The sequence below is a fragment of the Solibacillus sp. FSL R5-0449 genome (assembly GCF_037975215.1).
GTDB lineage: Bacteria > Bacillota > Bacilli > Bacillales_A > Planococcaceae > Solibacillus.
Map to the genome: position 1 here is coordinate 1,994,096 of NZ_CP150239.1, position 23,353 is coordinate 2,017,448.

The 23,353-nt window shown below is 41.0% G+C and carries 30 protein-coding genes; 3 read left to right on the top strand and 27 right to left on the bottom strand.

Annotated features, from left to right (window positions below):
• Nucleotides 1-6 precede the first annotated feature (6 nt).
• The 16 genes from MKY27_RS09890 to MKY27_RS09965 all read right to left on the bottom strand — a co-directional run bounded on the left by MKY27_RS09890 (nt 7) and on the right by MKY27_RS09965 (nt 11,899).
• Nucleotides 7-348, bottom strand: a complete 342-nt coding sequence (locus MKY27_RS09890) for a rhodanese-like domain-containing protein (RefSeq protein WP_339194767.1) — start codon at nt 346-348, stop codon at nt 7-9.
• 10 nt (nt 349-358) lie between these two features.
• On the bottom strand, nt 359-856 hold the full coding sequence (locus MKY27_RS09895) for a DsrE/DsrF/DrsH-like family protein (protein ID WP_339199693.1): 498 nt from the start codon (nt 854-856) through the stop codon (nt 359-361).
• A gap of 30 nt (nt 857-886) precedes the next feature.
• Nucleotides 887-1,147, bottom strand: a complete 261-nt coding sequence (locus MKY27_RS09900) for a metal-sensitive transcriptional regulator (RefSeq protein WP_339194770.1) — start codon at nt 1,145-1,147, stop codon at nt 887-889.
• 232 nt (nt 1,148-1,379) lie between these two features.
• Nucleotides 1,380-1,865, bottom strand: coding sequence for a group II intron maturase-specific domain-containing protein (locus MKY27_RS09905; RefSeq protein WP_339171587.1), 486 nt, complete (start codon nt 1,863-1,865; stop codon nt 1,380-1,382).
• Nucleotides 1,769-2,665 carry a group II intron reverse transcriptase/maturase gene (gene ltrA, locus MKY27_RS09910; protein WP_339194772.1) on the bottom strand — a complete coding sequence of 299 codons (897 nt, stop codon included), beginning with the start codon at nt 2,663-2,665 and terminating at the stop codon, nt 1,769-1,771. Before ltrA ends, MKY27_RS09905 begins: the two co-directional genes overlap by 97 nt.
• A gap of 566 nt (nt 2,666-3,231) precedes the next feature.
• Complete coding sequence (locus MKY27_RS09915; protein WP_339199695.1) at nt 3,232-3,684, bottom strand: cupin domain-containing protein; 453 nt, start codon at nt 3,682-3,684, stop codon at nt 3,232-3,234.
• A 250-nt stretch (nt 3,685-3,934) separates the two neighbouring features.
• Entirely contained in the window at nt 3,935-4,924 is a 990-nt protein-coding gene (locus MKY27_RS09920; protein ID WP_339194773.1) for an acryloyl-CoA reductase, read from the bottom strand.
• Between the two features lie 138 nt (nt 4,925-5,062).
• On the bottom strand, nt 5,063-5,884 hold the full coding sequence (locus MKY27_RS09925; protein WP_339194775.1) for a MetQ/NlpA family ABC transporter substrate-binding protein: 822 nt from the start codon (nt 5,882-5,884) through the stop codon (nt 5,063-5,065).
• A 10-nt stretch (nt 5,885-5,894) separates the two neighbouring features.
• Nucleotides 5,895-6,557, bottom strand: a complete 663-nt coding sequence (locus MKY27_RS09930; RefSeq protein ID WP_339194777.1) for a methionine ABC transporter permease — start codon at nt 6,555-6,557, stop codon at nt 5,895-5,897.
• Nucleotides 6,550-7,296 (bottom strand): ATP-binding cassette domain-containing protein, encoded by a 747-nt coding sequence (locus MKY27_RS09935; protein ID WP_339194779.1) that lies wholly within the window; start codon nt 7,294-7,296, stop codon nt 6,550-6,552. Before MKY27_RS09935 ends, MKY27_RS09930 begins: the two co-directional genes overlap by 8 nt.
• A 186-nt stretch (nt 7,297-7,482) precedes the next feature.
• Nucleotides 7,483-8,019 carry a GrpB family protein gene (locus MKY27_RS09940; protein WP_339194781.1) on the bottom strand — a complete coding sequence of 179 codons (537 nt, stop codon included), beginning with the start codon at nt 8,017-8,019 and terminating at the stop codon, nt 7,483-7,485.
• Between the two features lie 40 nt (nt 8,020-8,059).
• The gene (locus tag MKY27_RS09945) at nt 8,060-8,428 is read right to left on the bottom strand and encodes a hypothetical protein (protein ID WP_339194783.1); all 369 of its coding nucleotides are present in this window, start codon (nt 8,426-8,428) and stop codon (nt 8,060-8,062) included.
• Between the two features lie 153 nt (nt 8,429-8,581).
• Nucleotides 8,582-9,547: a M23 family metallopeptidase gene (locus MKY27_RS09950; RefSeq protein WP_339194784.1), complete on the bottom strand. Its 966-nt coding sequence runs from the start codon at nt 9,545-9,547 to the stop codon at nt 8,582-8,584.
• 138 nt (nt 9,548-9,685) lie between these two features.
• Nucleotides 9,686-10,558 carry a dehydrogenase gene (locus MKY27_RS09955; RefSeq protein WP_339194786.1) on the bottom strand — a complete coding sequence of 291 codons (873 nt, stop codon included), beginning with the start codon at nt 10,556-10,558 and terminating at the stop codon, nt 9,686-9,688.
• Nucleotides 10,548-11,042, bottom strand: a complete 495-nt coding sequence (locus tag MKY27_RS09960; RefSeq protein WP_339194788.1) for an RNA polymerase sigma factor — start codon at nt 11,040-11,042, stop codon at nt 10,548-10,550. The genes MKY27_RS09955 and MKY27_RS09960 overlap by 11 nt, the downstream gene beginning before the upstream one ends.
• Before the next feature lie 356 nt (nt 11,043-11,398).
• Nucleotides 11,399-11,899, bottom strand: a complete 501-nt coding sequence (locus MKY27_RS09965) for a DUF1648 domain-containing protein (RefSeq protein ID WP_339171653.1) — start codon at nt 11,897-11,899, stop codon at nt 11,399-11,401.
• A gap of 105 nt (nt 11,900-12,004) precedes the next feature.
• On the opposite strand from MKY27_RS09965, the gene MKY27_RS09970 reads away from it, so the two are divergent.
• Nucleotides 12,005-12,658, top strand: a complete 654-nt coding sequence (locus MKY27_RS09970) for a DedA family protein (protein ID WP_339194790.1) — start codon at nt 12,005-12,007, stop codon at nt 12,656-12,658.
• Nucleotides 12,659-12,699: 41 nt separating this feature from the next.
• Here MKY27_RS09970 and MKY27_RS09975 read toward each other — a convergent pair whose 3' ends face one another.
• The 5 genes from MKY27_RS09975 to MKY27_RS09995 are packed head-to-tail and all read right to left on the bottom strand — an operon-like array spanning nt 12,700 to nt 16,852.
• Nucleotides 12,700-13,182: a chemotaxis protein CheW gene (locus MKY27_RS09975; RefSeq protein WP_339194791.1), complete on the bottom strand. Its 483-nt coding sequence runs from the start codon at nt 13,180-13,182 to the stop codon at nt 12,700-12,702.
• Nucleotides 13,183-13,193: 11 nt separating this feature from the next.
• Nucleotides 13,194-14,303, bottom strand: coding sequence for a M20/M25/M40 family metallo-hydrolase (locus tag MKY27_RS09980; protein ID WP_339194792.1), 1,110 nt, complete (start codon nt 14,301-14,303; stop codon nt 13,194-13,196).
• A 47-nt stretch (nt 14,304-14,350) separates the two neighbouring features.
• On the bottom strand, nt 14,351-15,331 hold the full coding sequence (locus MKY27_RS09985; protein ID WP_339194793.1) for a hypothetical protein: 981 nt from the start codon (nt 15,329-15,331) through the stop codon (nt 14,351-14,353).
• A 54-nt stretch (nt 15,332-15,385) separates the two neighbouring features.
• Nucleotides 15,386-16,129: an AAA family ATPase gene (locus MKY27_RS09990; protein ID WP_339194795.1), complete on the bottom strand. Its 744-nt coding sequence runs from the start codon at nt 16,127-16,129 to the stop codon at nt 15,386-15,388.
• A gap of 30 nt (nt 16,130-16,159) precedes the next feature.
• The gene (locus MKY27_RS09995; RefSeq protein WP_339194796.1) at nt 16,160-16,852 is read right to left on the bottom strand and encodes an AIM24 family protein; all 693 of its coding nucleotides are present in this window, start codon (nt 16,850-16,852) and stop codon (nt 16,160-16,162) included.
• Between the two features lie 147 nt (nt 16,853-16,999).
• Between MKY27_RS09995 and MKY27_RS10000 the strand changes: the two genes are divergently transcribed.
• Nucleotides 17,000-17,389 (top strand): general stress protein, encoded by a 390-nt coding sequence (locus MKY27_RS10000; RefSeq protein ID WP_339194798.1) that lies wholly within the window; start codon nt 17,000-17,002, stop codon nt 17,387-17,389.
• Nucleotides 17,390-17,619: 230 nt separating this feature from the next.
• On the opposite strand, the gene MKY27_RS10005 is transcribed toward MKY27_RS10000, so the two are convergent.
• The 3 genes from MKY27_RS10005 to mce form a co-directional block, all read right to left on the bottom strand.
• Nucleotides 17,620-18,111, bottom strand: a complete 492-nt coding sequence (locus tag MKY27_RS10005) for a tetratricopeptide repeat protein (RefSeq protein WP_339194801.1) — start codon at nt 18,109-18,111, stop codon at nt 17,620-17,622.
• Nucleotides 18,112-18,346: 235 nt separating this feature from the next.
• Nucleotides 18,347-19,915, bottom strand: coding sequence for an acyl-CoA carboxylase subunit beta (locus tag MKY27_RS10010; protein ID WP_339171671.1), 1,569 nt, complete (start codon nt 19,913-19,915; stop codon nt 18,347-18,349).
• Between the two features lie 2 nt (nt 19,916-19,917).
• Complete coding sequence (gene mce, locus MKY27_RS10015; RefSeq protein ID WP_079527547.1) at nt 19,918-20,331, bottom strand: methylmalonyl-CoA epimerase; 414 nt, start codon at nt 20,329-20,331, stop codon at nt 19,918-19,920.
• A gap of 197 nt (nt 20,332-20,528) precedes the next feature.
• Between mce and prli42 the strand changes: the two genes are divergently transcribed.
• Nucleotides 20,529-20,624, top strand: coding sequence for a stressosome-associated protein Prli42 (gene prli42, locus MKY27_RS10020; RefSeq protein ID WP_008404197.1), 96 nt, complete (start codon nt 20,529-20,531; stop codon nt 20,622-20,624).
• Between the two features lie 90 nt (nt 20,625-20,714).
• On the opposite strand, the gene MKY27_RS10025 is transcribed toward prli42, so the two are convergent.
• The 3 genes from MKY27_RS10025 to meaB form a co-directional block, all read right to left on the bottom strand.
• Entirely contained in the window at nt 20,715-21,671 is a 957-nt protein-coding gene (locus MKY27_RS10025; protein ID WP_339171676.1) for an aromatic acid exporter family protein, read from the bottom strand.
• Between the two features lie 77 nt (nt 21,672-21,748).
• On the bottom strand, nt 21,749-22,189 hold the full coding sequence (locus MKY27_RS10030; protein WP_339171678.1) for a BrxA/BrxB family bacilliredoxin: 441 nt from the start codon (nt 22,187-22,189) through the stop codon (nt 21,749-21,751).
• A gap of 74 nt (nt 22,190-22,263) precedes the next feature.
• Nucleotides 22,264-23,352, bottom strand: a complete 1,089-nt coding sequence (gene meaB, locus MKY27_RS10035; RefSeq protein WP_339199697.1) for a methylmalonyl Co-A mutase-associated GTPase MeaB — start codon at nt 23,350-23,352, stop codon at nt 22,264-22,266.
• Between the last annotated feature and the right edge of the window lies 1 nt (nt 23,353).

Sequence of the window (23,353 nt, forward strand, 5' to 3'; positions counted from 1 at the left end):
TCCTCCTTAATATGCACTCATGCCGCCACGAACATTTGTCACTTGTTCATAGCCTAATTTCTTCAGTTGATTGCATGCTTGCTTCGAACGCATGCCGCTTTGACAAATGACTACAATTTCCTTACCCTTTGGCAGCTTTGACAAATCCGAACCAAGTGGAATGTTTTTAAATTGCTTCACATTACGTGCTTTATACTCAGCAGGTGTACGTACATCAACAAACACTTTATCTTTGTCATTAATCATTGTTTTCAGTTGTGATGTTGAAATGGTTTTGACACCTTTTACAGGCTTCATGCGCCAGGCTAAAAAAGCCACGATCACAGCAATTAATAGTATTGTTTCCATATGACACCCCTTATATGAATAAATTTACGTTTCCGTCTTCAGCATCCGCTAAATAGGCTGCTACTCCGGCGTATTCAATGCCATCCAGCAATTCTTCTTTTTGAAGTCCCAATAAATCCATCGTCATCGTACATGTCACAAGCTTAATCTCCTGTTCCTGCGCCATTTCCACGAGTTGTGTCAATGTTAACGCGTTATGCTTATTCATGACATGTTTGATCATTTTTGGCCCCATGCCGAGCATCTGCATTTTTGATAGCCCTAGCTTTTCCGCACCACGCGGCATCATTTTGGCAAACATTTTTTCAAGGAACCCTTTTTTAACAGGTACCGGTTCTTGCTTTCGTAATGCATTGATACCCCAGAACGTATGAAAAATGGTTACTTCATGATCATATGCGGCTGCACCGTTTGCGATAATATAAGCAGCCATTGCTTTATCATAATCTCCACTGAATAATACGATTGTTGTTCTTTTCTTTTCCAAGTTAAGTCCCCCTACCCCTATAGGTATTATTTATTTTAAAAATAAAAAGCCTTATCGACTTTTTACTAGTAAATCTACTGCCTGTTTGACCATGGCATTTTTATCGATTGTATCGGCATCTTCTTTTGAAAGACACTCGACTAAATTATCCGTCACGATGACACCGATTGTACGGTCAACAGCAGAACGGACAGCACTTAGTTGCGTTATTACATCTTTGCAGTCCTTTTCTTCTTCCATCATCCGTAAAATGCCGCGTAGCTGACCTTCGACTTTTTTCATTCGAGCCAATACTTTTGGATCATACTGCATATGCTCACCTCATTTAGAATAATTTATTAACCACACTATACTACCCCTCAGGGTATATGTCAAACTTTAAATTTTCAGCAATAGCTGTAATTTTTTACTCTCGACAACCTCAGCTATTTCTTACTACATAATATACCCCTATAGGTATAATGTCAAATCGAGTAGGAGGCTAGCCATTAATTGGCTAGCCGACCTCTCACACCACCGTACGTACGGTTCCGTATACGGCGGTTCAATCTTTTGAGTATCTTTGCTCGTAAAATTGGGACAGGTCTTTCAGTCCCCATTTTACGAGCCTTTTATTTGGAATGGCTTGGTGTAGAACCTCGCTTCGTGATATTCGCCAGTACCCTTTTCTTGAATGCGCCGTTTTCATCGCTTCATCATGTTGGATTCCGTATTGGCGTAATTTCACATATTTAGTTCGTGGTAGCTTCCACCGTTTCCATATTAATTGACGTAAGCGATGGTTTAACCATCCCTGTAATTCTTGGATGAAAGTTTTCATGTTGGAAACTCCGTAGTAATTAATCCAACCAACCGTTGTTTGATTGATTCTTTTCACAATCTCACTAAATGTCCCTGTTCGTTTACGACTCGTCAGTATTCTTAGCTTATCTTTTAGTCGTTTCTTGGCGGACTTGATTGGTCGGTATCCCACTTTCCCGACAGATTTTGTAGATGAAACCCTAAGAATGTAGCTGCTGTTGCGCCACATACTTTACTTTTCTGCTCATTGATTGTGAGACCCAGTTCATCTTCGATAAAATTCTTGACACTGGTCATGACGCGTTCACCTGCTCTTGGTGACTTTACATAAATCACAAAATCATCCGCATAGCGAATGAACCGGTGTCCTCGTTTTTCTAACTCTCTATCTAGCTTGTTTAAATACACGTTTGCTAGAATTGGAGAGAGTGGACCCCCTTGGGGTGTACCTTCTTTCGTTTCAATGAGGATGTCCTTGTCCAATATGCCTGAGCGTAAGAATTTCCATATTAGCTTAAGTACTATTTTATCTGTTATGAATTCTTCCAAATAAGCTCGTAGTCGCTGGTGATGAATCGTATCGAAGTAACTTTTCAAGTCACAGTCCACCACTGTTCGATAACCTTCCTCGTAATATTTCTTAGCGAGGGCAATTGCCTGGTGTTGGTTTCGACCTTTTCGAAAGCCAAAACTTTTGTCTGAAAAGTGTGGATCAATTATTGGTTGGATGACTTGTAGAATGGCTTGTTGAACAACTCTGTCCAATACACATGGTATACCTAGATATCGTTTGGAGCCATTCGCTTTTGGGATAGCTACTCGTTTCACTGGTTGAGGTTGGTAGGAACCATCTTTTAATTTCCTTTTCAATGGTTCCTCATATTTTATTAAATGCGCCTTCAGTCCATCAACCGTGATACCGTCGATTCCAGGTGCTCCTCCATTTCCTTTTACTTTCTTATATGCATTCCATAGGTTTCTATGGGACGCAATTCTGTCAATTAAATTGATACTTTCTTGTTTCTTCATTTCCATGTTTACATCCCTACACGCTCTTATATACTCTTTCGCTTCCAGCTTATCCCTCTTATAAGTAGCCATCTATTCGGTCTATACCTTGATGTTTTCTGTGTTTTGGCGGGATGTCTCCACCTCCTTGTTTCTTTCAAGATTTAAAAGATTGTTCGGCCCTTCATCTTCGGTCGAAGACTACTATGGCTTCTGCTGACTTCTCTTGATTCATCCATTTATCACTAAACAAATTGTTAATTGAATAACCCTCAAGAGACCTCCCCGGGTAAGCACAACCGCCTTCCTCTCATGTAACTGCCAGATTTACTGTATGGGATTTGGGCAGTATTGGACTTCGCTTTGTTTAGCAAGCTCATCCGTCCCAAGTCAGCCTTTTATCTGATTTCTGTTCGTCAGTTCGAGAGTTTGCGTCCGACTTCCTTCAGATTCCACGTCACCATGGACACCCTTGTCTTTCGCTAACAGTTCCTACTGCCAAGCCTGTAGTGGACTTTCACCACCAGGCTGTTGTGCATGCCGGGCACACTAAAAAAAAGCTCGCACATTTGTGCAAGCTCCCAAAACTAGTGTTCATGCATCATCGCATCTTGTTTCGTCGGATGCACGGTGCCATATGGATGATTCGGCGGCGCATAGATGGAATACAGCTTTAACGGCACATTTCTGATATTGATCAAATTATGCCATGTGCCTGCGGGGATAATGATGGCACTGTCATCAAAAACGACCCATTGCATATTGAGATTGTCTTTACTATTCCCCATCTGAATAATACCTTGCCCTTGTTCAATCCGTAAAAACTGATCAACGTTCGGATGCATTTCCAAGCCGATATCCTCGCCCGGATGTAAGCTCATGACAGTCAGCTGCAGATATTCCCCTGTCCATAATGCGGTCCGATACGTATGATTGCCCATTGTCGCTCCATGAATATTAATGACAAAGGGGTTTTTGCCATAATCCGTTCTCCCGTTCATGCCGTTTCCATAATTCCAATGGCCATACATACTTGGCATAAAATCCATGTTTATCTCCCTTCCCTTCAAAATCCTTTACTTTAAGTAGATTATGTAGAGCGAACAGTTAGCGTTCATTGATTATTTAGGTGTTTGAACCAATTACGATATCCCATTACCTTTTTATCCTAGTCGTCCTAATTGGAGGAACCGATAATGAATATACCGGAAAATCAAAAAACGCACCCCTTATTTAAGAAGTGCGTCCAATTTAATTTACAAAAGAATTAAAGTTCCACCCGATATTTCATTATAGCTTGACGATTGTTCTCCCTTTTGCCTGGCCTTTCAACAGTGTTGGCAGTGCTTCCGGAAGCTGCTCAAGCGTAATTTCTTGCTGAATTAATTGTTCCAAATTATCCGGTTTGAAATCTGTCGCTAAACGGTTCCATACGTTCAATCTTGTATCCATCGGGCAATAAACAGAGTCAATTCCCAGTAAGTTGACACCGCGTAAAATAAACGGGAAGACCGTTGACGGAAGTTTTGTACCTGCTGTTAATCCGCTGACTGCAACAGATCCGCCGTAATGAATCTGGCTAAGTAATGATGCTAATGGCTCACCACCAACCGGATCGACTGCAGCTGCCCATTTTTGTTTTCCCAGTGCGCGAACTTTACCGTCATATACTTCTTCACGCGGAACGACCGAAGTCGCACCAAGGCTTTTCAAAAAGGCGTGTTCCGATTCTTTCCCCGTGCTCGCTTCTACTTCATAGCCAAGCTTTGACAGAATCGCAACAGCAAAGCTTCCGACACCGCCTGTAGCACCCGTTACGAGCACTTTCCCTTTATCAGGTGTTACATTATTTTCTTCTAGTCGTTGAACGGAAAGCGCTGCAGTAAAGCCGGCTGTACCGATGACCATCGCTTCTTTTAATGAAAGTCCTTCCGGCAGTGGAACAAGCCACTCAGACGGGATGCGTGCATATTCACTATATCCGCCAAAATGAGTGACACCTATTTCATAGCTTGTCGCAATCACTTTGTCCCCTTCTTTAAATTGCGGGTTTTCCGATGAAATGACCGTTCCTGCCAAGTCAATGCCCGGTACGAATGGATAGCTTTTGACAATGTTGCCATCCGGTATTGCTGCTAAACTATCCTTATAATTAATAGAAGAATACTCTACTTTAAGCAGCACGTCTCCTTCAGGTAAATCATTTAAGGAAAGTTCCTTCACGTCTACTGTAAATTGTTCTTCATTATTGACGACTAATGCTTTAAAGTTTTCTGCCATTTTGACCACCCCTTCTAATGTTTACAAATAAAGGGTAACAAAATAAGGCATACCGGTCAAAAAGCTTCGTTTCACCTCATTTTTAATAAAAAAGCCGAAACGCATGTTAGAACCGCGCCTCGGCATTGATTAATTTATTTATTCAAAAGCTGGTGTTGCTGTTTCGTCGTAGTTTTCTATTAGGAAATTACGCACTTCTTCACTCGTCATCGCTTCTGCAAGCTTTTTGATTGCTTCGTCGTCTTTGTTGTCTTCACGTGCCACTAGTGTAATGGCAAAATCGTTTTCCACACCTTCAGTCAACAGTGCATCACTTTTCGGTGTTAGATTAAGTGGTGCAGCATAAGCAGGCGTCATAATTACCGCATCCGCATCATCGTACATACGCGCAAGCATTAACAGATCGACTTCCTTAAACTGAAGATTTTTTAGATTGTCCTCAACACTTGCTAATGTGTAATACACATCTGTTTTTTCCTTTAATGTAATGACACCGTGCTGAGCAAGCAGCATTAATGAACGGTCAACATTTGAAATATCGTTGGCAATCGCAACTGTTGCTCCATCCGGTAATTCTTCAATTGAATCATAATTTTTAGCATACACGCCGTAATTCGCAAAGTAAATCGGCTGAATCGGCACTAAATTAGCGTCATTGTTACGGTTGAATTCCTCCATATACGGTACGTGCTGGAAGAAGTTTGCATCGACTTCCTTTGCAGCCAGCGCACTGTTTGGCTGTACATTATCACCTAACACGACAATTTCCAGATCAATGCCCTGTTCCTCTAATTTCGGCTCTACTAGTTCCAAAATATCCGTCATCGGTGAAATTAATGATGCAACTTTTAATGTTGTCTCTTCTTTTTCCACTTCTTTATTCGTTTCTGTTTCTTCATTCTGTCCGCAGCCTACTAAAGCAAGTACTGCTGCTATACTTAACATCCATCTTTTTTTCACAATCATTCTCCTATCTTTTGTCCAACCATCTTGCTGCAGTCGTACCAATCATTTGAATAAGCTGCACCAAAATAATCATAATTAAAATCATGTAAAGCATTAGATCTGTCTTGAATTGCTGATAACCATAACGAATCGCAAAGTCACCGATTCCGCCACCGCCAACTACACCCATTATTGTGGAATAAGAAATGAAGCTGACAATCGAAGTCGTCAAGCCGAGCACCAGACCTGACCGCGCCTCCACAAAAAGAAAACTGAAAATAATCCGCCGCACCGAAGCACCCATTGACACAGCTGCCTCAATAACACCTTTTGGTACATCAAGCAGGGATTGTTCGACAAGCCTTGCATAATGTGCAATGGCAATAATCGATAACGGAACAGTTGCCGCAACCGTCCCAATAGCTGTACCGACAATGAACCGTGTAAAAGGGATTAGGAAAACGACCAATAGCAAGAAAGGAAACGACCGGATCGTATTCACCACTAAGTTTAGAATGTTGTAAACGACACGATTTTCAAGCAACTTTTCTTTCCCGCAAAGAAATAAATATGTACCGATTGGTAAACCGATTAATACGGCAGCCACAATTGACACACCGACCATGAAAAAGGTCTCACTGATCGCCCGCCATATTTCGGCTTCATACTGACGTAATACATCAGGCATGTCCGATTCCACCTTTCACGAGCTGATCGACAAAGTTTTGCGGATGGTGGCTCGTTTCAAGGATGCCATCAGGTGTTAACTCCACCGTCTCATATATTTGCCCAGCATCCAGTACGGTAGCACGATGACATATACTTTTGACAACTTCAAGCTCATGACTGACAAGGACAATTGTCACACCAAGCTCAACATTGATCTTCTGTAAAACACGCAAAATTTCCGCAGAGGTGTTAGCATCGAGCGCAGAGGTTGGCTCATCACAGAGCAGGACCGCAGTTTCATTCGCAAATGCTCTTGCAATCGCCACACGCTGCTTTTGCCCACCGCTCAGCTGTGCCGGATATTGATTGGCAAACTGTTCGAGCCCGACAAACTTCAGGCATTCAAGTACACGCGCTTTCCGTAGCTTTTTCGGATAGTTTGCCAGGACAAGTGCTATTTCAACATTATCATGGACGGTCTTATTTGCGACGAGGTGAAAATTTTGGAAGATCATTCCGATTGATTTTCTTGCTTTACGAAGTTCAGCATTCCTTAAAGCTGTGAGTTGCTGACCATTTATGACAACCGCTCCACTATCCGGTACTTCCAGCAAGTTCATCAGACGTAGCAAAGTTGATTTACCTGCACCGCTCGCCCCGATCAATCCATGAATTTCACCTTTCGCAATCGTCAGCGACACATCCTGAACAGCGACAAAAGAACCAAATTTTTTAGTAACTTGCTGTAATTGTATCACCTGTTTACACACCTCCACTGCATACCCAATCGATTTCTAATTATAGTAGATAATGTATCAGCTACCAAGAGAAATGTTTTTTGAAAAAAATCCCAATGTTTAAAATACTACTCCCCATTCTTTCAATATAAAAAGCTGCCGGAAACTAGAATTTCACTCTAACTTCGCGGGCAGCTTGGTATGTATTTAGTTTAATTCATCCATTTTCCTAAAAATCGACTGAACAAATTGCTCTTTATAATTTGTATATTCAGTAATCCCTTCCTTACCTGTCTTAAAGAAAGCCACTTTCAACAGCTCATATTCCTTTTTCACTGCTTCATTTGCATTCAAATAATCTCGGAAAAAGCGCATTTGATGCCATTTTTTGTTACCCCATTCTACAAGATGAATGAAATGTGTTTTCGTTTCAAATGTAGTATCTGTAAATTTTGCGCAAACAATTTCATCCGGTCTTTCCACTTGCAAGCGATAAAAACCGGCTTTCTTGAGTCCTGTGAAAAAGTCTTTACCCAGCGAATCCAGGTTGACAACACCGATGACAATATCAATTACCGGCTTTGCGTGAATCCCTTCAATCGATGTGCTGCCGATATGTTCTATTTGATGAGGCTGTAAACTTGTGTACTTTAGAATGTTTTCTTTAGTCTCAGCAAATTCTCTCTTCCAACCTGCTTCATGCGGAACGAGAACCACTTCATCTTTTTTTAATCCGAGTTTCATCCAGTCCAATCCTTTCTCACTGATTATTTGCGGAAATATTTCACTGATGCCATTCAAATAGTAAAATGCGATTTTCCGCCTGCTGATAGATTGCAGTAAAAGTATCAAAATTACCATTTTCTGATTGATGAAAGTAGAAATCACCCGGCTGTAAATCAATTGAATAGGCTTGAATCGTATTTTTGAATTCATCGTCTTGCTGGATTTTATACATATTTTGGACCCTGTTTACAAAATATGAAACATGCTGATTTGCCTTGATTAAATTATTTTCTGTCACTTTTATAAAATCATGAAGTTGCTCTTGTTCAATCTTGTTCTCATACAATAATTCAGTTACCCATTCTCCATCTCCACGTGCGGGAAATTTTGTTGACCATACATTGATTATTTCTGTCGGAACCGGCAATGCTATACCCCAGCGTTCTTTATAATGGGCCACCTTTTCTTCAGGGGATACCGATATACCAAAGAGAGAGATGTAGAGCAACAAAATTACAATTGCTAAAATTAAAAAGATAATTATCTTCTTTATAGAAACCCCTCCAATTCAACTCCACTTCTATTTAAAAAACTGGCCAATTACTCGAGGGAGCAATAACATCAGTTCACCAGCTGTTGCAGAGTTTTCAATCTTATCTAATGTGTCTGTTTTGTCCCAGCTTGCCGAGCTCGGTTTTACTATATCCCCTTGAATTGGTTCTGCTCCGCTATGAAACTGAATACGCAGTGATTTGGCTTGCAGGAAATCCTGATGATCCATTACTTGAAAATGGATATGGGCTTCTGAGGAATTGCCAGAATTCCCGCATAAGCCGAGCAGCTGACCTGCCTTCACTTTATCCCCTGTTTCCACACAAATTGAATCCTTCTTGAAATGGGCAAGCATACTGTATTCATTGTGTTCATGTGCGATGATGCAATAGTTTCCTGCTAGATTCTCTTCATCCATTTCGCCCGGTATATTGTCGTTAATTCCATCCAACACTTCGACCACCACACCATCAGCCGGTGCCACAACCTCAGCTCCAAATGCATAGTAGCTTTCATTTTGAAGTTTCGAGTTCCTATATGTTTCGTTGTTGCTCATTTTAACTAAATCATAAGCGTAACGCTGCTGTTCATATGGATAGTGATAGTTGATAAATTCGTTCGTGCCGCCCCAAAAAACATACCACTTGTCACTGATCGGCATGCTGTATGTATTTTTCGTCCATATTTGATCACTGCCCGGATACGTTTCATATGGTTTGAAATACATTCCTTGAATAATATTGTTATCGTCAAATGCTACGACAACTGCTTTCGTATACGTATCATCGACCCATATATACTGTTCCAGCCCTTGAAATGTATTGGACACGATACATTTATAATTGCTTACATCTGAATTATAGTCTAAAGAAAGTTCACGAAATTGTTCAAACGATACAAGGTTCTGAAACGATTCTGCTGTTTTCCCGTAGATATCCTCAAATTGACCGATTAAAAAATAGTGACCGAACTGTTCTTTCAATTGATTAACCATTCAAATGCCTCCTCTTTTTTGCTTCTTAATTTATACGAATTTTCCGACAAAAAAGTTTCAACTCGTTACCTTTTATAATGGAATATGCAAAAACATGGCCGCTTCTATATGAAGGACCATGCATGTTCATTTTTCTTATTATGCCGTGCCAATCCCGATAAGGAACCAGAGCACAATAAATAGGATTTTGTACTTCTCCACTTTCAAAATGTGTAAGTTTGTCACTTCTTTTTTTATCAGCCACCAAATGCTAAATCCATATGCAAATAATAAAAGTAAAAGCAATGGCTTATAAAATGGGCCAATCATGAAATAATAATAGCCCATAATCGCCACAACAATTATATAAATTGTCATAGCAATACCCATTCCGCGTATTTTTTTCGGCAGTTCAATTTGTCGGCGCTTATAGTAGCTGGAGGCCACCAAGATCATTAGTAAAACGCCCAGACCAATAAATATCGATGGAAATTGGAATCGATCATGCGCATTCTCCAAGTCAGATAAAACAGTCGATGGGAATTGATCATATCCGGGATAAAATGTATCATTGCTAATATCATGCATATAGTTCCATGCCCATTCAAATTTTCGCTGTTCCCCGTTTTTATATAAGACGATAATGTCATAATGCACGTCGCTTTTCGGAGGAGCCATAACCGCAGGAAGTTCTGAAATGTTTTCGAATAAGGCGATCATTGAATCTGTCGTCACATTTTCAACACCAACGAAAAGTGTCGACGTTCTTCCCCTAAACCCCTTTTCCCCATTATTTTCATAGGAAGTGATTTTGGCAATTTCACCTGATGCTGCCTGATTGTTCATGTCCGAGGTGAACAGTAAAAACAGACCGATAAAACAAATCGCCGCCATTATGCCAATTTCACGTAATGTTTTCAACTGATTTTGTTTTCTAACAGATTTCTTATGGATATTCTGATAGATGGATTTTTTTAATGCTTCATTTTGCGGGAGTTCATCTAACTGCTTTAAGCGATCATCAAGCTTCATCGATTTCACCTCCTAAAATTTTCTGCAATGCCAGCATCGCACTCCGCTGAGTGTTTGCGACTTTCACAGATGATAAACCCATAATGGCACACGTTTCCTGAATCGAAAGCTCCTCAATTTTCCGGTAGATGATGACTTCGCGTTGTACTGGTTTTAACTTTTGCAGTGCCTCGTATAATTGCTTTCGGTCTTCTTCCTGTATGAGCCATTCATGCGGAACATCGTGATCACCCACCTGCTCCGGGATATTTGTAAATGGAAGCCACTTAATTAATGCTCTTTTCCGGTAATAGTCATAAACAAGATTTCGAGCGACTTGCCTCGTATACGTTTGGAAATTGGTTACTTTGGTCAAATCCGTTTTATAAATTCGCACAAACGTATCCTGCGTTAAATCTTCAGCGACTTGTGCGTTAGATACCATGTAGCGTATGTACTGATAAGTTTTGCCGAACTCCTGCTCATAAAGCTCATCAAAATCCATGTCCATCACCTCTCTTACTTCTATAGACGAATGAAAATTAAAAATATGTAATTTTATTTAAAAGTTTTTAACTGAAAAAAGCATCTCCTTAATGAGATGCTTTCGGTCTTCGATGAGGAATCTGCTTTTTTATTGAAGGTTCTACTTTTCGGTCGGAATGTTCTACTTTTCATCGGCTACGTTCTACTTTTCGACCGGGGTGTTCTACTTTTCTCATGAAACTTTCTACTTTCAGCACGCAATGTTCTACTTTCTTCGGAAAAAATTCTACTTTTCGACCGGAATGTTTTACTTTTGCCACGAAATCTTCTACTTTTCCTACACCACGTTCCACATTCCCCTTAAAACCTTCTACTTTACTTAATCCTAAATATCTTTACCATCTTCCAGATTAGTACCACAAACAGCGCTGCCAATATGACGAAAAATGGCCAGCCGATCGTTGTTGCTTCTTCTAAAGCAATCACAATCGTGCGGTATACGATGTAAGCGAATAATATATTAATGATGTTTCGCATATAATTTAATGTTTGGCGACTATTTCTGTAAAAGACCTCGGCATTTGATTCATTGAAATGTGCCGGATAGTTGTGCGTTTCAGGGAATTTTTCTAAAATCATTAAAAAGATATGCATGGCAATCCCGATGCCCGGTAATATTAACAGCTCCCATTTTGAGCCCCAACGGTCGACATCACCGTTGCCGCCAAAGTGGGCAGGCACTTCACTTGGCAGTTCACGCCAGTTCATGAATAGGACAGCAAGCATTAGCGCTAATGCGATATAGCCGAGAATATCCATCAACCATTCTGACTTCGTTTTTGGAATTTCAATTTTAGGGCGTTTCGTCAAACTCATTTCCATCACCTCTTTAAATATTTTTACTTAGCACTTTTTATAACAATATTTTGCCAATATCCGCTATACTGGAATTTAATCATCCTCTTGATAGGAGAACTACTTATGCTACTTGATATTATTCAATTTTTAAGGGAAATCGACCAGATCATATTTTATTACATAAAAGAGCTCGGACTGTATATTTATATTCTGTTATTTGCGGTTGTTTTCACGAAAACTGCATTTGTAATTTTAACTTTCTTACCCGGGGATAGTACGGTGTTCACAAGCGGAACGTTAGCAGCGATCGATAAGCTTGATTTTCTGACATTGCTCATTATTTTCATCGTGGCAACAACACTTGCCGACAGCAGCAACTACCTCATCGGAAAATCGATACGGAAAATACCGCCGAAGCGCAATTTGTTCAAGCGTTTTGTGCCTGAGGAAACGACTGAAAAAGCACTGACATTCCTGGAAGACTATGACCGGGTTGCCATTACGTTTTCACGGTTTGTGCCGTTGATGCGGACAATGACGCCGTTTATATGCGGATACTCCGGCTTTTCATATGGAACATTTTTACGCTATAACTTCATGGGGGCCGTACTTTGGACCGTTGTTTGGCTTGGTGGTGGCTTTTTACTCGGAAATATTCCATGGGTTGAAGAAAATCTCGTCCTGACACTTACGATTATTTCGATTTTCGTATTTAGCTTTACAGGTTATGCATACATTAAACAATTCAAAAAAAAGAAAGCGGTTACTGCCGATTGAAAAAATGGAGCCTATCACGTTCAGATGATAAGCTCCTTTTTTTAGTTTGTCTCATTTTCCTGCTTATTCATTTCATGTAAATATTCGATGATTTCACGAATACCGTCCAATGAATGCACAAGAATATTCGGGTCGATGCAAGAAATCATGCGGTCTTCCAAATTGGCAACCGCTGTAAAATATTTCGTTTTTTCGTAATTGACAAGACCCATCTGTTTTAATACGCCTTCTTCAAAGTCGATAATTTCCTTCGCATCGGCAACAACCAATCCGTAATTAATCAACTCTGTCTTCAACACAATGATTTTAGCCGTTTGTGTATTTGTCGGGCGATTGTACAATATCGTCTGAAAATCGATGATTGGTGTAAGTTCCCCACGAATTCGCGTAAAGCCGAGCAAGTAGTTTGGTAAATGAGGAATCGGTGTTACACGCTCCAGCTTTTCAATCGATACGACCTGCTCAACCGGCACAGCATATTGTTCTGTGCCGCATAAAAATACGACTGCTTTTTCAATGCTCATATTAATACCTCTTATTTCGTTGTTTGAACAACGATTTCTTCCAATAAATCAGCTAGTTTTTCCAGCTCTTCAACCGGCATTCTTTCGTTAGTTGTATGAATTTCTTCATAACCAACCGATAAGTTTACAGTAGGAATACCGAACCCGGCGATAACGTTTGCATCACTGCCGCCTCCTGAAATACCTAGCTGTGGTGTACGTCCGACTGCTTCAACCGCTGCTTTTGCAACTTTCACCACTTGATCTTCTTCTGTCGCACGGAAGCCTGGATACATTAACTTCACTTCAACTTCAGCACGTGCACCCATTTCTTGTGCTACACGTTCAAATGTTTCTTTCATATGGTCCGTTTGGGCATTCAGTTTTGCTTCATCAATCGAACGGGCTTCTGCAAGAATCGATACTTCATCACATACGATATTTGTTGCTTTACCACCTTCAAAACGTCCGATATTCGCAGTTGTTTCTTCATCAAGACGGCCTAATTTCATTTGAGCAACCGCTTTTGCTGCAACAGTGATTGCAGAAATACCCTTTTCAGGTGCAACGCCTGCATGTGCTGTTTTACCGATGATTCTCGTAAATACTTTTGCCTGGAATGGTGCTGCAACGACGATACCGCCTACTTTGCCGTCACTATCAACCGCAAAACCGTATTTAGCGATGATTTTTGATGGATCCAGTTCTTTGGCACCGACTAATCCGCTTTCTTCACCAGCTGTAATGATGAATTGGATCGTACCGTGTGCGCTGTCTTTTTCTTTTAAGCGACGTGCCATTTCGAATAGTGCTGCGATACCCGCTTTATCATCCGCGCCAAGAATCGTTGTGCCGTCAGAATAAATATAGCCGTCCTCACGAATTTCCGGTTTAATGCCTTTACCCGGCACGACTGTATCCATATGTACTGTAAAATAGATTGGCTCGATAGATTCATCGCCTTTTAATGTTGCGATAATGTTGCCTGCACCGTGACCATTGCGTGTGTGCGCATCATCCTGGAAAACATCAAAGCCCATTTCTTCTAATTTTTTCACTAAAATTGGTGCGATTACTTCTTCGTGTTTTGTTTCAGAATCAATTTGCACTAATTCCAAAAACTCTTCTACTACTCGGTTCATGTTTGATAACTCCTTTAAATAACTAGTTTACGCTTTATTGTACGCCTCTATTTTTGAAAAAACAATGATTGATCATCGGCATTTAAAATGCTTTGTTTTTCTACTTGTAGCGCCTCTTCTTTTTCGATTGTGATGCTCAATTTTTGTTTCAAATCGCGAAGTGTATTCGCTACATCATCCTGCACACGCAAGAGCTGATCAATCGCAGTTGTAATCTTCGAATGAACCGACCAATCGGTGAAAATATTATCGAAAAAGTAATCCGTAAACATTACAAAACCATCCGTATGAACTTCCAATGTACTTTGACGCATCTCTTTAATGTCGAGCAGTTCATTTTGGAAACGTTGCAGGGCCATCTGTGCTTCATGTAAATAGCCATTCGTTTCTTCCAGCTTGTCGTGCTTTAACGCCGTCGCGATAAAGCCTCCGCCTAAAAAAGTATCCCATGTGGAGTAGGATTTGGCATCCTGCAATTTGGAACCGGCATCCGTGAGCTTATTAAATGCCTGTTTACCCGCATCGATCGCTTCATGGATTTCGGTTTTCAGCTGTTTGCATAAAAGCTCCTGTTCAATGATGCCCGTTAATTCCTTTGCTGCTGCAGGTGCATTTGACATCAGCCACACTTGTTTTTCATCTTCTATCTTCTTCAGCTGCTCACGAACAGTTGAAACATTGATCTTGCTCAATTGTTGTTCAAGTTGAACCCGGTCTTCCTGTAAATCTTTAAATGTTAACTGTGCTTCCACCAGCTTCAGCTCTATTACTGCAACCTGGTCCATACTTTCCTCAATGAGCTCATCTTTTTTCCCTGACCAGCCCCGGAATAGATTCACGAACGAAAAACTTTCAAGCTTGTTTAGTTGCTGGCGTGTTTTTTGCAAATCGCGTTCATGCCGGTTCATATCCTGTTCGGCATGCTGGATTTGTTGGTCTAGGCTCTCGATTTTTTTATTCAGTTTTTCTGCTTCCAACAGTTGCAGTTGGTACTGTTCTGATTGCTGTTGTAATTGCTGCCATCCCATATTATTCACTCCTTTATCAATCCGTTGTAGTTCCCGATAATCCTTATTCGATTGCTAATCCAGTTCATCCTCATCTTCTGCAAACAGCTCCTGCAACATTCTTTTACGGTGCTGCAAAAAATACGAGGTTACCTGATAATGCTCGGTTTCTTCATATTTCACCTGCTCGATCCCTTTTTCATCAAACTGATAGATGACGGCATCGGGAAATCCAAGCAAAATTGGCGAATGTGTTGCGATAATGAATTGGACATTGCCCTGTTTCACTAAATCATTCATCAACGTTAAAAACGCCAGCTGTCTTGTTGGAGATAAAGCGGCTTCCGGCTCATCCAACAGATAGATGGCCTGCCCTGTAAACCGATGCTGGAACAGCGAGAAAAAAGATTCGCCGTGTGATTGGTGATGAAGTGATTTTCCCCCGTATGCTTTGTAGCCGTTCTGATCAGTTTCATCCAGATGTGACGCAAACTGATAAAATGTCTCGGCGCGCAGGAAAAAGCCATTCGTTACTTTTGGCCACCAGGAGAGCTTTACATAATCGCCTAGTGCGGATTCGGATTGATCCACATCATATGCCTTATAGTTTTGTGTACTGCCACCTGCCGTATTGAATCCGATCTGATCTGCAATCGCTTCGAGCAATGTAGATTTGCCCGCACCATTTTCTCCAACGAAAAACGTGACCTTCGCATCCACATCCAATTCATCCATATGGCGAATAAACGGAATCGAAAACGGGTACTCGCTATAGTTCGATATTTCTTCTTTTTTAAGTTTGACCGATTTTAAAAACATCTGTTTTCTCCTAACTTTATACCGCAGCCATTATGATTCCGACGATAAATACACTTCTTCAAATGGCTGAATGATGACAAATCCTTCACCGGAGAAGGCCATTTGGATTGATTCATTGCTGCCGCGTCCAATGAGTGTTCTGAACGTAATATCCGTTACAAACTCCGGTTTTAAATTACCGGACCATGCAACCGTCGCATTTGGGTCTGTATACACGGTTTCACCCGGCTTAACGATTAAGGTTAACGGCTCAAAATGAGTTGTAATCGCCACCTTGCCTTTGCCGTCCAGCATGACGTTGAATAAGCCGCCTGCCATCATACCGGCCATTTTGCGCATAAGTCGTATATCCCAATTGGTCGATGGTTCAAATGCAAGCAGGTCATTGCCGTTCACGCACAAGCTTTCGTTTTGCAGATCAAAAATGGTAATCTTTTTTCCTTGATCCGCTAAATATAACCGGCCTTTTCCTTTTGCTTTCATTAGCTGTGTACCTTCACCTGTCAAAGCTTTCTTAAACATTTTCGATACGCCATGCTCCAGCATGCGCTCACGCTCAAACTTAATCGAACCGACATAGGCGATCATCGCGCCCATTTTCGACCATACTTCCCCGTTCAGATTCACTTCGAGTACACGGTCGGTTTCCAGTTCAAAATAATCGTTTTCATTTTGGTCTTGCTGCGTCTTGTTGACAAAATCACGAATGGAATAGTTCCCCATCAGTAAAACCTCCCTTTTCCTGTTCTACGGATTAGACCTTGTATAAGTTTCGAATTTTCTGCATTTTATAATTGTATGGATGTACGATTGTTTTCAATCACTACCATCTCATTAAAAATTCCATTACAATGATAAAAAGAGGTGATCATGATGGAGTATCGACGTGAAATCGCTTTAGTGTACAGTGTTGAGGAAGCTATGACAAAGCTGAACATTATTAGAGGGCACGGTTTTTCCGAGCATGAAATCCATGTATTTTCAAAAGATATACACCCTTTACAGTCACTGAAAATGTATACAGATATTCAAGTCCATCTTGCCGGCAACTGGCTCGACCAGCTGATCAGTTTTATCACACGAAAAAATGTCTATGAAGTGAGTTTGCGAATTTTGAAATTAACTCCTGAAGAGACCGCCCATTATGGGCATGGCATTGAACTTGGGGCAATCTTTCTGTTTGCCGAGCACGAGCACCCGTATGAAAAGGAACCGAAAAAACAACAAGCAGCATTCAATCTGTCTAGAGCGGTGGATTAATAAAAACTACTGAGAATTATAGAAGAAACCATTTTAAAAATGGTTTATTTAAATGCATGTAAGGCAATGGTCAGCAACTTGCCCGAATTTGGGGATGCCTCTGCTGCAGTAAGCTCCATCCAAACGATAAAAATAACAGCTGTAGCCGATCAGGCTGGCCATCGCCGTATTTATCACGTTAAGTACTCATCGTAATTTGTGCAAATCCTTTATCTGAATGAATCTATCACTCAATTCCACACTTCTTTTAATTTATCACTATAAAATGTAATAGCATTTCTGTACTTCTGAATTTGTTGATCAGACGAAGTGGCGGCTAAATTTTTCAATAGCAGCTCCATTGAACGCTCATGTTGCTCCAAGTTAAACAATGTCATCGCGTAAAATACTTGAATGGCTAAATTGTGCGGAAACATCTCCAACCCTTTTTCAAACGTATGTTTAGAATTCTCGTATTCCCCTAGTGTTCTGTATGTACTCCCAAGACCCAAATAAGCATTTGCTAGATCGTCATTATTTAAATCGCCTTGAATTGCTTTTTTATAGTACGGAACAGCTTTCGATTCTTTTCCTAGCACATCAAAACTCCATGCACATTGATAATTTACATAGGCCTCGTTCGGGTGCTGTTCAACTAAACTTAACAACAGCTGATTGGATTGCTGTAATTCCCCATCATTTCTTAAATCAATTGCCCTCTGTAGTTGATAGATATCTTTCATTCTTTGTCCTCCTAAATCGTCTTTCCTTTATCTAGCATAATGGCTTTTTGAAAATTTCACTATAATAAAATAGGAGGATTTACCATATTATAGGTCTGTAAATTTTATTAATTTTTTAGTACTTTTTTCTACTTTGTATTAATAAGGGCTTTTATTTAAGCAAAAAAACACCTCAAAAATGATTGTATTGTGCACAAATCATTTAAGAGGTGTTTCTTAGCGCGCTTTATTAATTTTATAGCGGGATATTTCCGTGTTTTTTATATGGACGGTCTTCCTGTTTTGTAGAAAGCATATCCAATGCCTGGATTAGCTTAATACGTGTTTCACGTGGATCGATAACATCGTCAACCATACCGCGTGAAGCCGCTACATAAGGGTTTGCGAATTTTTCTTTGTATTCTTCAATTTTCGCTGCACGTGTTGCTTCCGGATCAGCCGATTTTGCAATCTCGCCTGCATGAATAATGTTTGCCGCACCAGCAGCACCCATTACCGCGATTTCCGCGTTTGGCCAAGCGAATACTAAGTCCGCGCCAATTGCTTTTGAGTTTAATGCTACGTACGCGCCGCCGTATGCTTTACGTAAAATAACTGTAATTTTTGGTACAGTCGCTTCTGAGTAAGCATAAAGGATTTTCGCACCATGACGGATAATTCCGCCATGCTCTTGTTTAACACCTGGGAAGAAACCAGATACGTCTTCAAATGTAATAACAGGTACGTTGAATGCGTCACATGTACGCACGAAACGCGCTAGTTTATCAGATGAATCGATATCTAATCCACCCGCCAGGAACTTCGGCTGGTTACATACTAGACCTACTGATTCGCCTGCGATACGCGCGAAACCAACAACGATGTTTTTCGCGAATTCTTTTTGCACTTCCATGAATGAACCTTCATCAACTACTTGTTCTACTACTTTACGAACATCATAAGATTTTGTTTGGTCAATCGGCACAACATCAACAAGCTCTGAACGGAAGTTATCGCCTTCTGGAGCAGCTTGCTTCGGTGCTTTTTCTCTGTTGTTTTGTGGTAAGTAAGAAAGCAGTTGCTGAATTTGTGCAATGGCAGCTTCTTCGTTTTCAGCACGGAAGTGGGCATTCCCTGAAGTCGCGTTATGCACTTTAGAACCGCCAAGACCTTCTGCAGAAATTTTCTCGCCTGTTACTGTTTCAATTACTTTTGGACCCGTAATGAACATTTGAGATGTTTTATCAACCATTAAAATAAAGTCTGTAATCGCTGGTGAATAAACAGCACCACCCGCACATGGTCCCATAATTACAGAGATTTGCGGAATTACACCAGAATAAATTGAGTTACGGTAGAAAATGTGACCGTAGCCGTCAAGTGATAATACACCTTCTTGGATACGCGCACCGCCTGAATCGTTAATCCCGATAAATGGCGTACCGTTTTTCGCTGCTAAATCCATTACCGCTGCGATTTTTTTTGCGTGCATTTCACCAAGTGCTCCACCGAATACGGTGAAATCCTGTGCAAATAAATACACATTACGGCCATTGATTTTACCGAAACCAGTAACTACCCCGTCACCAGGGCCTTCAAGTTTTTCCATACCGAAATCAACTGTACGGTGTGTGATGAATGGATTGATTTCAACGAATGACCCATCATCCAATAACATATCAATACGTTCACGAGCAGTCATTTTCCCTTTTTCATGCTGCTTTTCAATACGCGCATCCCCGCCACCAAGCTGGATCGCTTCTTTACGGTCATAAAGCTCATTAATTTTATCAAACATATCTGGAGTTACTGCCATTGTTGTCATCGTTATTTATCCCCTTTTCCGCTTTTATCGCATAATTCATAAAGTACACCAAATGAGTCTTTCGGGTGTAAAAATGCTACTTCTGCGCCGCCAGCACCTGGTCCCGGCTCCTCAGATAATAGACGTACACCTTTTTCACGAAGTTCAGCCATGCGCTCACGAATACCTGTTACGCCGAATGCAACATGGTGAATGCCTTCTCCGCGCTTTTCCAAAAAGCCATGGATTGCGCTTTTTTCACTCATTGGTTCAAGCAGCTCAATTTTTACGTTGCCTGCATCGATAAAAGCAACTTTTACTTGCTGTGATTCTACTTCTTCCATCTTTAATAATTTCAAGCCTAACGTTTCTGTGTAATATGTAATACGTTCTTCAATATTACGTACGGCAATGCCGATATGATCCACTTTTTCCACGGTACTGACTCCCTTTTGAATAAAATTATTAATTCCCCCATATCTGAAACGTGTCCATACATGTTGAGGTGTTTATAGTAGGTGTTTGACGCCTGATAAAAAAATTTAAAAATTTCGAAAATGTAAAATCTAATGTACTTGAGAATTCCTTCAAATTTGATAAACTAGTACTAGTTCATATTGAAGGAGCGAAAAGAATGAGCAACAAAAAGTTTCAAAAAATAGTCGTTTATTCAATGGTTGTTATCATGTTAATCTCAACTGTTGCAATGGGTGTCGCAGCAATTATGTAATGGATGTTTAGGCATCCATTTTTTTATTTTCTCCTGAGGGTGAAGTTGATTTCCATCCCGGATCGGACGCTTCCACTCAATAATTCAGGATTATTTCATCCCCCTGAACGATTGTTTGATGACCAGGTATTCATCCATTTCTTCGATAAACTGATACAGTGCGGCCATTGCGAGGAATGTTTCGTGATCATTTGGCAATGGCATTTTGGCGAACTCTTCTTTTACTTTGTCGAGTTTTTCCAAAAAGCGGCTTGCCGTATTTCCTGAATGGACATTCTCGCTCAAGTCTTCCATGAAAGCTGCAATTAATGTAGCCTGCTCTGTCATTACCGGCAGTGTCGTAATTTTAGGCAACACGTGCTCAATAATTTCCAGCTGTCTTTCACGCATATCAAAATACAGATAAAATGTATTTTCTTTACGCGTTACGTGATTTTCAACATCTTGGAATGCCAGCGCTTTTCCTGCCTCGACCACTTTTGCCGCCTCGATCAGTTCATGACCGTCCCATAATGTATCGCCATCCCTCAAATACCCTGCAATTTCCGCAAGAATTTTCTTCAATAACGATTCCAATTTTTCGCGGTGGTAATACAGGCCTTGCTGGATATCCGGCATGTACATATTTACGACTAAACCAACCCCGTAACCGATAGCCATTAAGCAAAATTCATTAATAAGCAAATCGACCGTAAAATTGGCGGTCAAATAAATGTGCATCATGATGACCGAACTAGAAATAAACCCTTCTACTACTCTAAGAGAAACGATTGTCGGAATGAAAAGAATCATCACAATCCCTAAAACAACCGGCGAATAACCGAATATTTCGAAAAATATAAATGCATAAGCGATCCCGACAATTGTTGAAACAATCCGGGTATACACTGCATGTAAAGATTTACGTTTTGTTGGTTGAATGCTTAAAATCGTCAGAATACCAGCTGCCGTGAAAAACTGCAAATCAAAATATTGGGCAATTGCTATCGCAACGGCAGCACCAATGGCTGTTTTTAAAGTACGATAGCCGATTGAAAATTTCTTCATATCGGTTGAACTCCCCCGTTATAGGAGTGCAGCGGGTACATTCAAAACGCACCCGTTACACAATAACTCTAGTAAAATTAGATTTCTTCGCAGTTTTCCTCGAAGTGACCTTGAAGGTTTGTTACAACACTCATTGGGTCATGTCCTTCGATTTCAAAGCGGCCAACTTCTCCTACAACTTGTCCATCTTTCAATAATACGAATGATGGTGATGATGGGATATGATCTTCACCGAAATAATAACGTGCAGCTGCTGTTGCCTCTTTATCTTGACCGGCAAATACAGTTACTAGGTGGTCTGGACGTTTATCGTAATGTACTGCATGTGTTGCTGCAGGACGTGCAATACCGCCAGCACAACCACATACAGAATTCACCATAACAAGAGTTGTTCCTTGACGAGCAAACGCTGCTTCTACATCTTCCGGAGTGCGCAGTTGTTCATAACCTGCTGCTTCCATCTCTGCACGTGCAGTCGTTGTAATTTGTTGCATAAATAAATCATAATCCATGTTCATAAGCTTTTTAGCCCCTTTCTATGTTCCTTTTTATCATAGCAAGGTTACGAAAGATGTGCAAAGACTCTTGATTATCATCCATCTACATTTTTTTCGCCAAATAATGCATTAACCCCTTGTGTTACTGTTAGCTGGCCATGCAATATTTCTTCCTCAAGTGACCGGACCTGCTTTTTGCGATCCGGATTTTTATAGAACGAATCGATTAGATGATCGGTAATCATCGTATGGAACCAGTCGCGTGTTTGCTCATGGCGACGTGTCGTCCAATAATTCGACTGCTTTGTTGTTTGCTCAAACTGCATCAGCATGTCCCAAACTTTGTCGAGCCCCGTTTTTTCAAGGGAAGATACGGTCAGTGACGTACTGAGCCAGCCAGGAGTCGATGGCTGTAGGAAATGAAGGATCTGCTTGTATTCCTGCATTGTCCGGCGTGCAGGGCGTACATTATCCCCGTCCGCTTTATGGACGATAATGCCGTCTGCAAGCTCCATAATGCCCTTCTTCATCCCTTGAAGCTCATCTCCCGCACCTGTTAGCACGAGCAGCAGGAAGAAGTCGACCATGCCGCGCACATATGTTTCACTTTGACCGACACCGACTGTTTCAATCAAAATGACGTCATAGCCTGCCGCTTCACATACGAGCATCGTTTCGCGTGATTTTTTATGGACACCGCCTAATGTACCGGCACTCGGTGATGGACGGACAAATGCATTTTCCTGGCGTACCAGTTCTTCCATCCGTGTTTTGTCCCCTAAAATACTGCCGCCTGAAAGCGATGAACTCGGGTCGATTGCAAGTACCGCCACACGCTTGCCCATTTTGCACAGCATTGTACCGAATGCTTCGATAAACGAACTTTTCCCCGCCCCCGGTACACCAGTGATGCCAATACGGATTGAATTACCTGTATAAGGCAACAGTTCCTGCAGCAGCTTCTGTGCTTCTTCCTTATGGGCATTGTTCGAGCTTTCAATGAGTGTTATCGCTTTTGCGAGCGAAGTACGGTTACCCGCACGTACTTCGCTTGCCAGCGTCTGTAGATCAAGTGCTTCCTGCTTTTTTTTCCGGAACTTTTTCGGGTTTGAATAGCTCATACCATCATGACCACCCTTCACACCATCCATAACAAATAAAGCGCTCTTCTCATCTTGTGGCATC

What these genes read in the sequence shown, in the direction of transcription:
- MKY27_RS09955 (WP_339194786.1), bottom strand. Translation starts at nt 10,558, where the DNA reads ATGAAGCTTGATGATCGCTTAAAGCAGTTAGATGAACTCCCGCAAAAT.
- meaB (WP_339199697.1), bottom strand. Translation starts at nt 23,352, where the DNA reads ATGCCACAAGATGAGAAGAGCGCTTTATTTGTTATGGATGGTGTGAAG.
- MKY27_RS09970 (WP_339194790.1), top strand. Translation starts at nt 12,005, where the DNA reads ATGCTACTTGATATTATTCAATTTTTAAGGGAAATCGACCAGATCATA.
- ltrA (WP_339194772.1), bottom strand. Translation starts at nt 2,665, where the DNA reads ATGAAGAAACAAGAAAGTATCAATTTAATTGACAGAATTGCGTCCCAT.
- MKY27_RS09960 (WP_339194788.1), bottom strand. Translation starts at nt 11,042, where the DNA reads ATGGATTTTGATGAGCTTTATGAGCAGGAGTTCGGCAAAACTTATCAG.
- MKY27_RS09950 (WP_339194784.1), bottom strand. Translation starts at nt 9,547, where the DNA reads ATGGTTAATCAATTGAAAGAACAGTTCGGTCACTATTTTTTAATCGGT.
- MKY27_RS09995 (WP_339194796.1), bottom strand. Translation starts at nt 16,852, where the DNA reads ATGGGGAACTATTCCATTCGTGATTTTGTCAACAAGACGCAGCAAGAC.
- MKY27_RS09975 (WP_339194791.1), bottom strand. Translation starts at nt 13,182, where the DNA reads ATGAGCATTGAAAAAGCAGTCGTATTTTTATGCGGCACAGAACAATAT.
- MKY27_RS09965 (WP_339171653.1), bottom strand. Translation starts at nt 11,899, where the DNA reads ATGAGTTTGACGAAACGCCCTAAAATTGAAATTCCAAAAACGAAGTCA.
- MKY27_RS09985 (WP_339194793.1), bottom strand. Translation starts at nt 15,331, where the DNA reads ATGGGATGGCAGCAATTACAACAGCAATCAGAACAGTACCAACTGCAA.
- MKY27_RS09930 (WP_339194777.1), bottom strand. Translation starts at nt 6,557, where the DNA reads ATGCCTGATGTATTACGTCAGTATGAAGCCGAAATATGGCGGGCGATC.
- prli42 (WP_008404197.1), top strand. Translation starts at nt 20,529, where the DNA reads ATGAGCAACAAAAAGTTTCAAAAAATAGTCGTTTATTCAATGGTTGTT.
- MKY27_RS09890 (WP_339194767.1), bottom strand. Translation starts at nt 348, where the DNA reads ATGGAAACAATACTATTAATTGCTGTGATCGTGGCTTTTTTAGCCTGG.
- MKY27_RS10005 (WP_339194801.1), bottom strand. Translation starts at nt 18,111, where the DNA reads ATGAAAGATATCTATCAACTACAGAGGGCAATTGATTTAAGAAATGAT.
- MKY27_RS10010 (WP_339171671.1), bottom strand. Translation starts at nt 19,915, where the DNA reads ATGACAACAATGGCAGTAACTCCAGATATGTTTGATAAAATTAATGAG.
- MKY27_RS10000 (WP_339194798.1), top strand. Translation starts at nt 17,000, where the DNA reads ATGATGGAGTATCGACGTGAAATCGCTTTAGTGTACAGTGTTGAGGAA.
- MKY27_RS09990 (WP_339194795.1), bottom strand. Translation starts at nt 16,129, where the DNA reads ATGTTTTTAAAATCGGTCAAACTTAAAAAAGAAGAAATATCGAACTAT.
- MKY27_RS09905 (WP_339171587.1), bottom strand. Translation starts at nt 1,865, where the DNA reads ATGTGGCGCAACAGCAGCTACATTCTTAGGGTTTCATCTACAAAATCT.
- MKY27_RS09980 (WP_339194792.1), bottom strand. Translation starts at nt 14,303, where the DNA reads ATGAACCGAGTAGTAGAAGAGTTTTTGGAATTAGTGCAAATTGATTCT.
- MKY27_RS10025 (WP_339171676.1), bottom strand. Translation starts at nt 21,671, where the DNA reads ATGAAGAAATTTTCAATCGGCTATCGTACTTTAAAAACAGCCATTGGT.
- MKY27_RS09900 (WP_339194770.1), bottom strand. Translation starts at nt 1,147, where the DNA reads ATGCAGTATGATCCAAAAGTATTGGCTCGAATGAAAAAAGTCGAAGGT.
- MKY27_RS09940 (WP_339194781.1), bottom strand. Translation starts at nt 8,019, where the DNA reads ATGAAACTCGGATTAAAAAAAGATGAAGTGGTTCTCGTTCCGCATGAA.
- MKY27_RS09920 (WP_339194773.1), bottom strand. Translation starts at nt 4,924, where the DNA reads ATGGCAGAAAACTTTAAAGCATTAGTCGTCAATAATGAAGAACAATTT.
- MKY27_RS10030 (WP_339171678.1), bottom strand. Translation starts at nt 22,189, where the DNA reads ATGAACATGGATTATGATTTATTTATGCAACAAATTACAACGACTGCA.
- MKY27_RS09915 (WP_339199695.1), bottom strand. Translation starts at nt 3,684, where the DNA reads ATGCCAAGTATGTATGGCCATTGGAATTATGGAAACGGCATGAACGGG.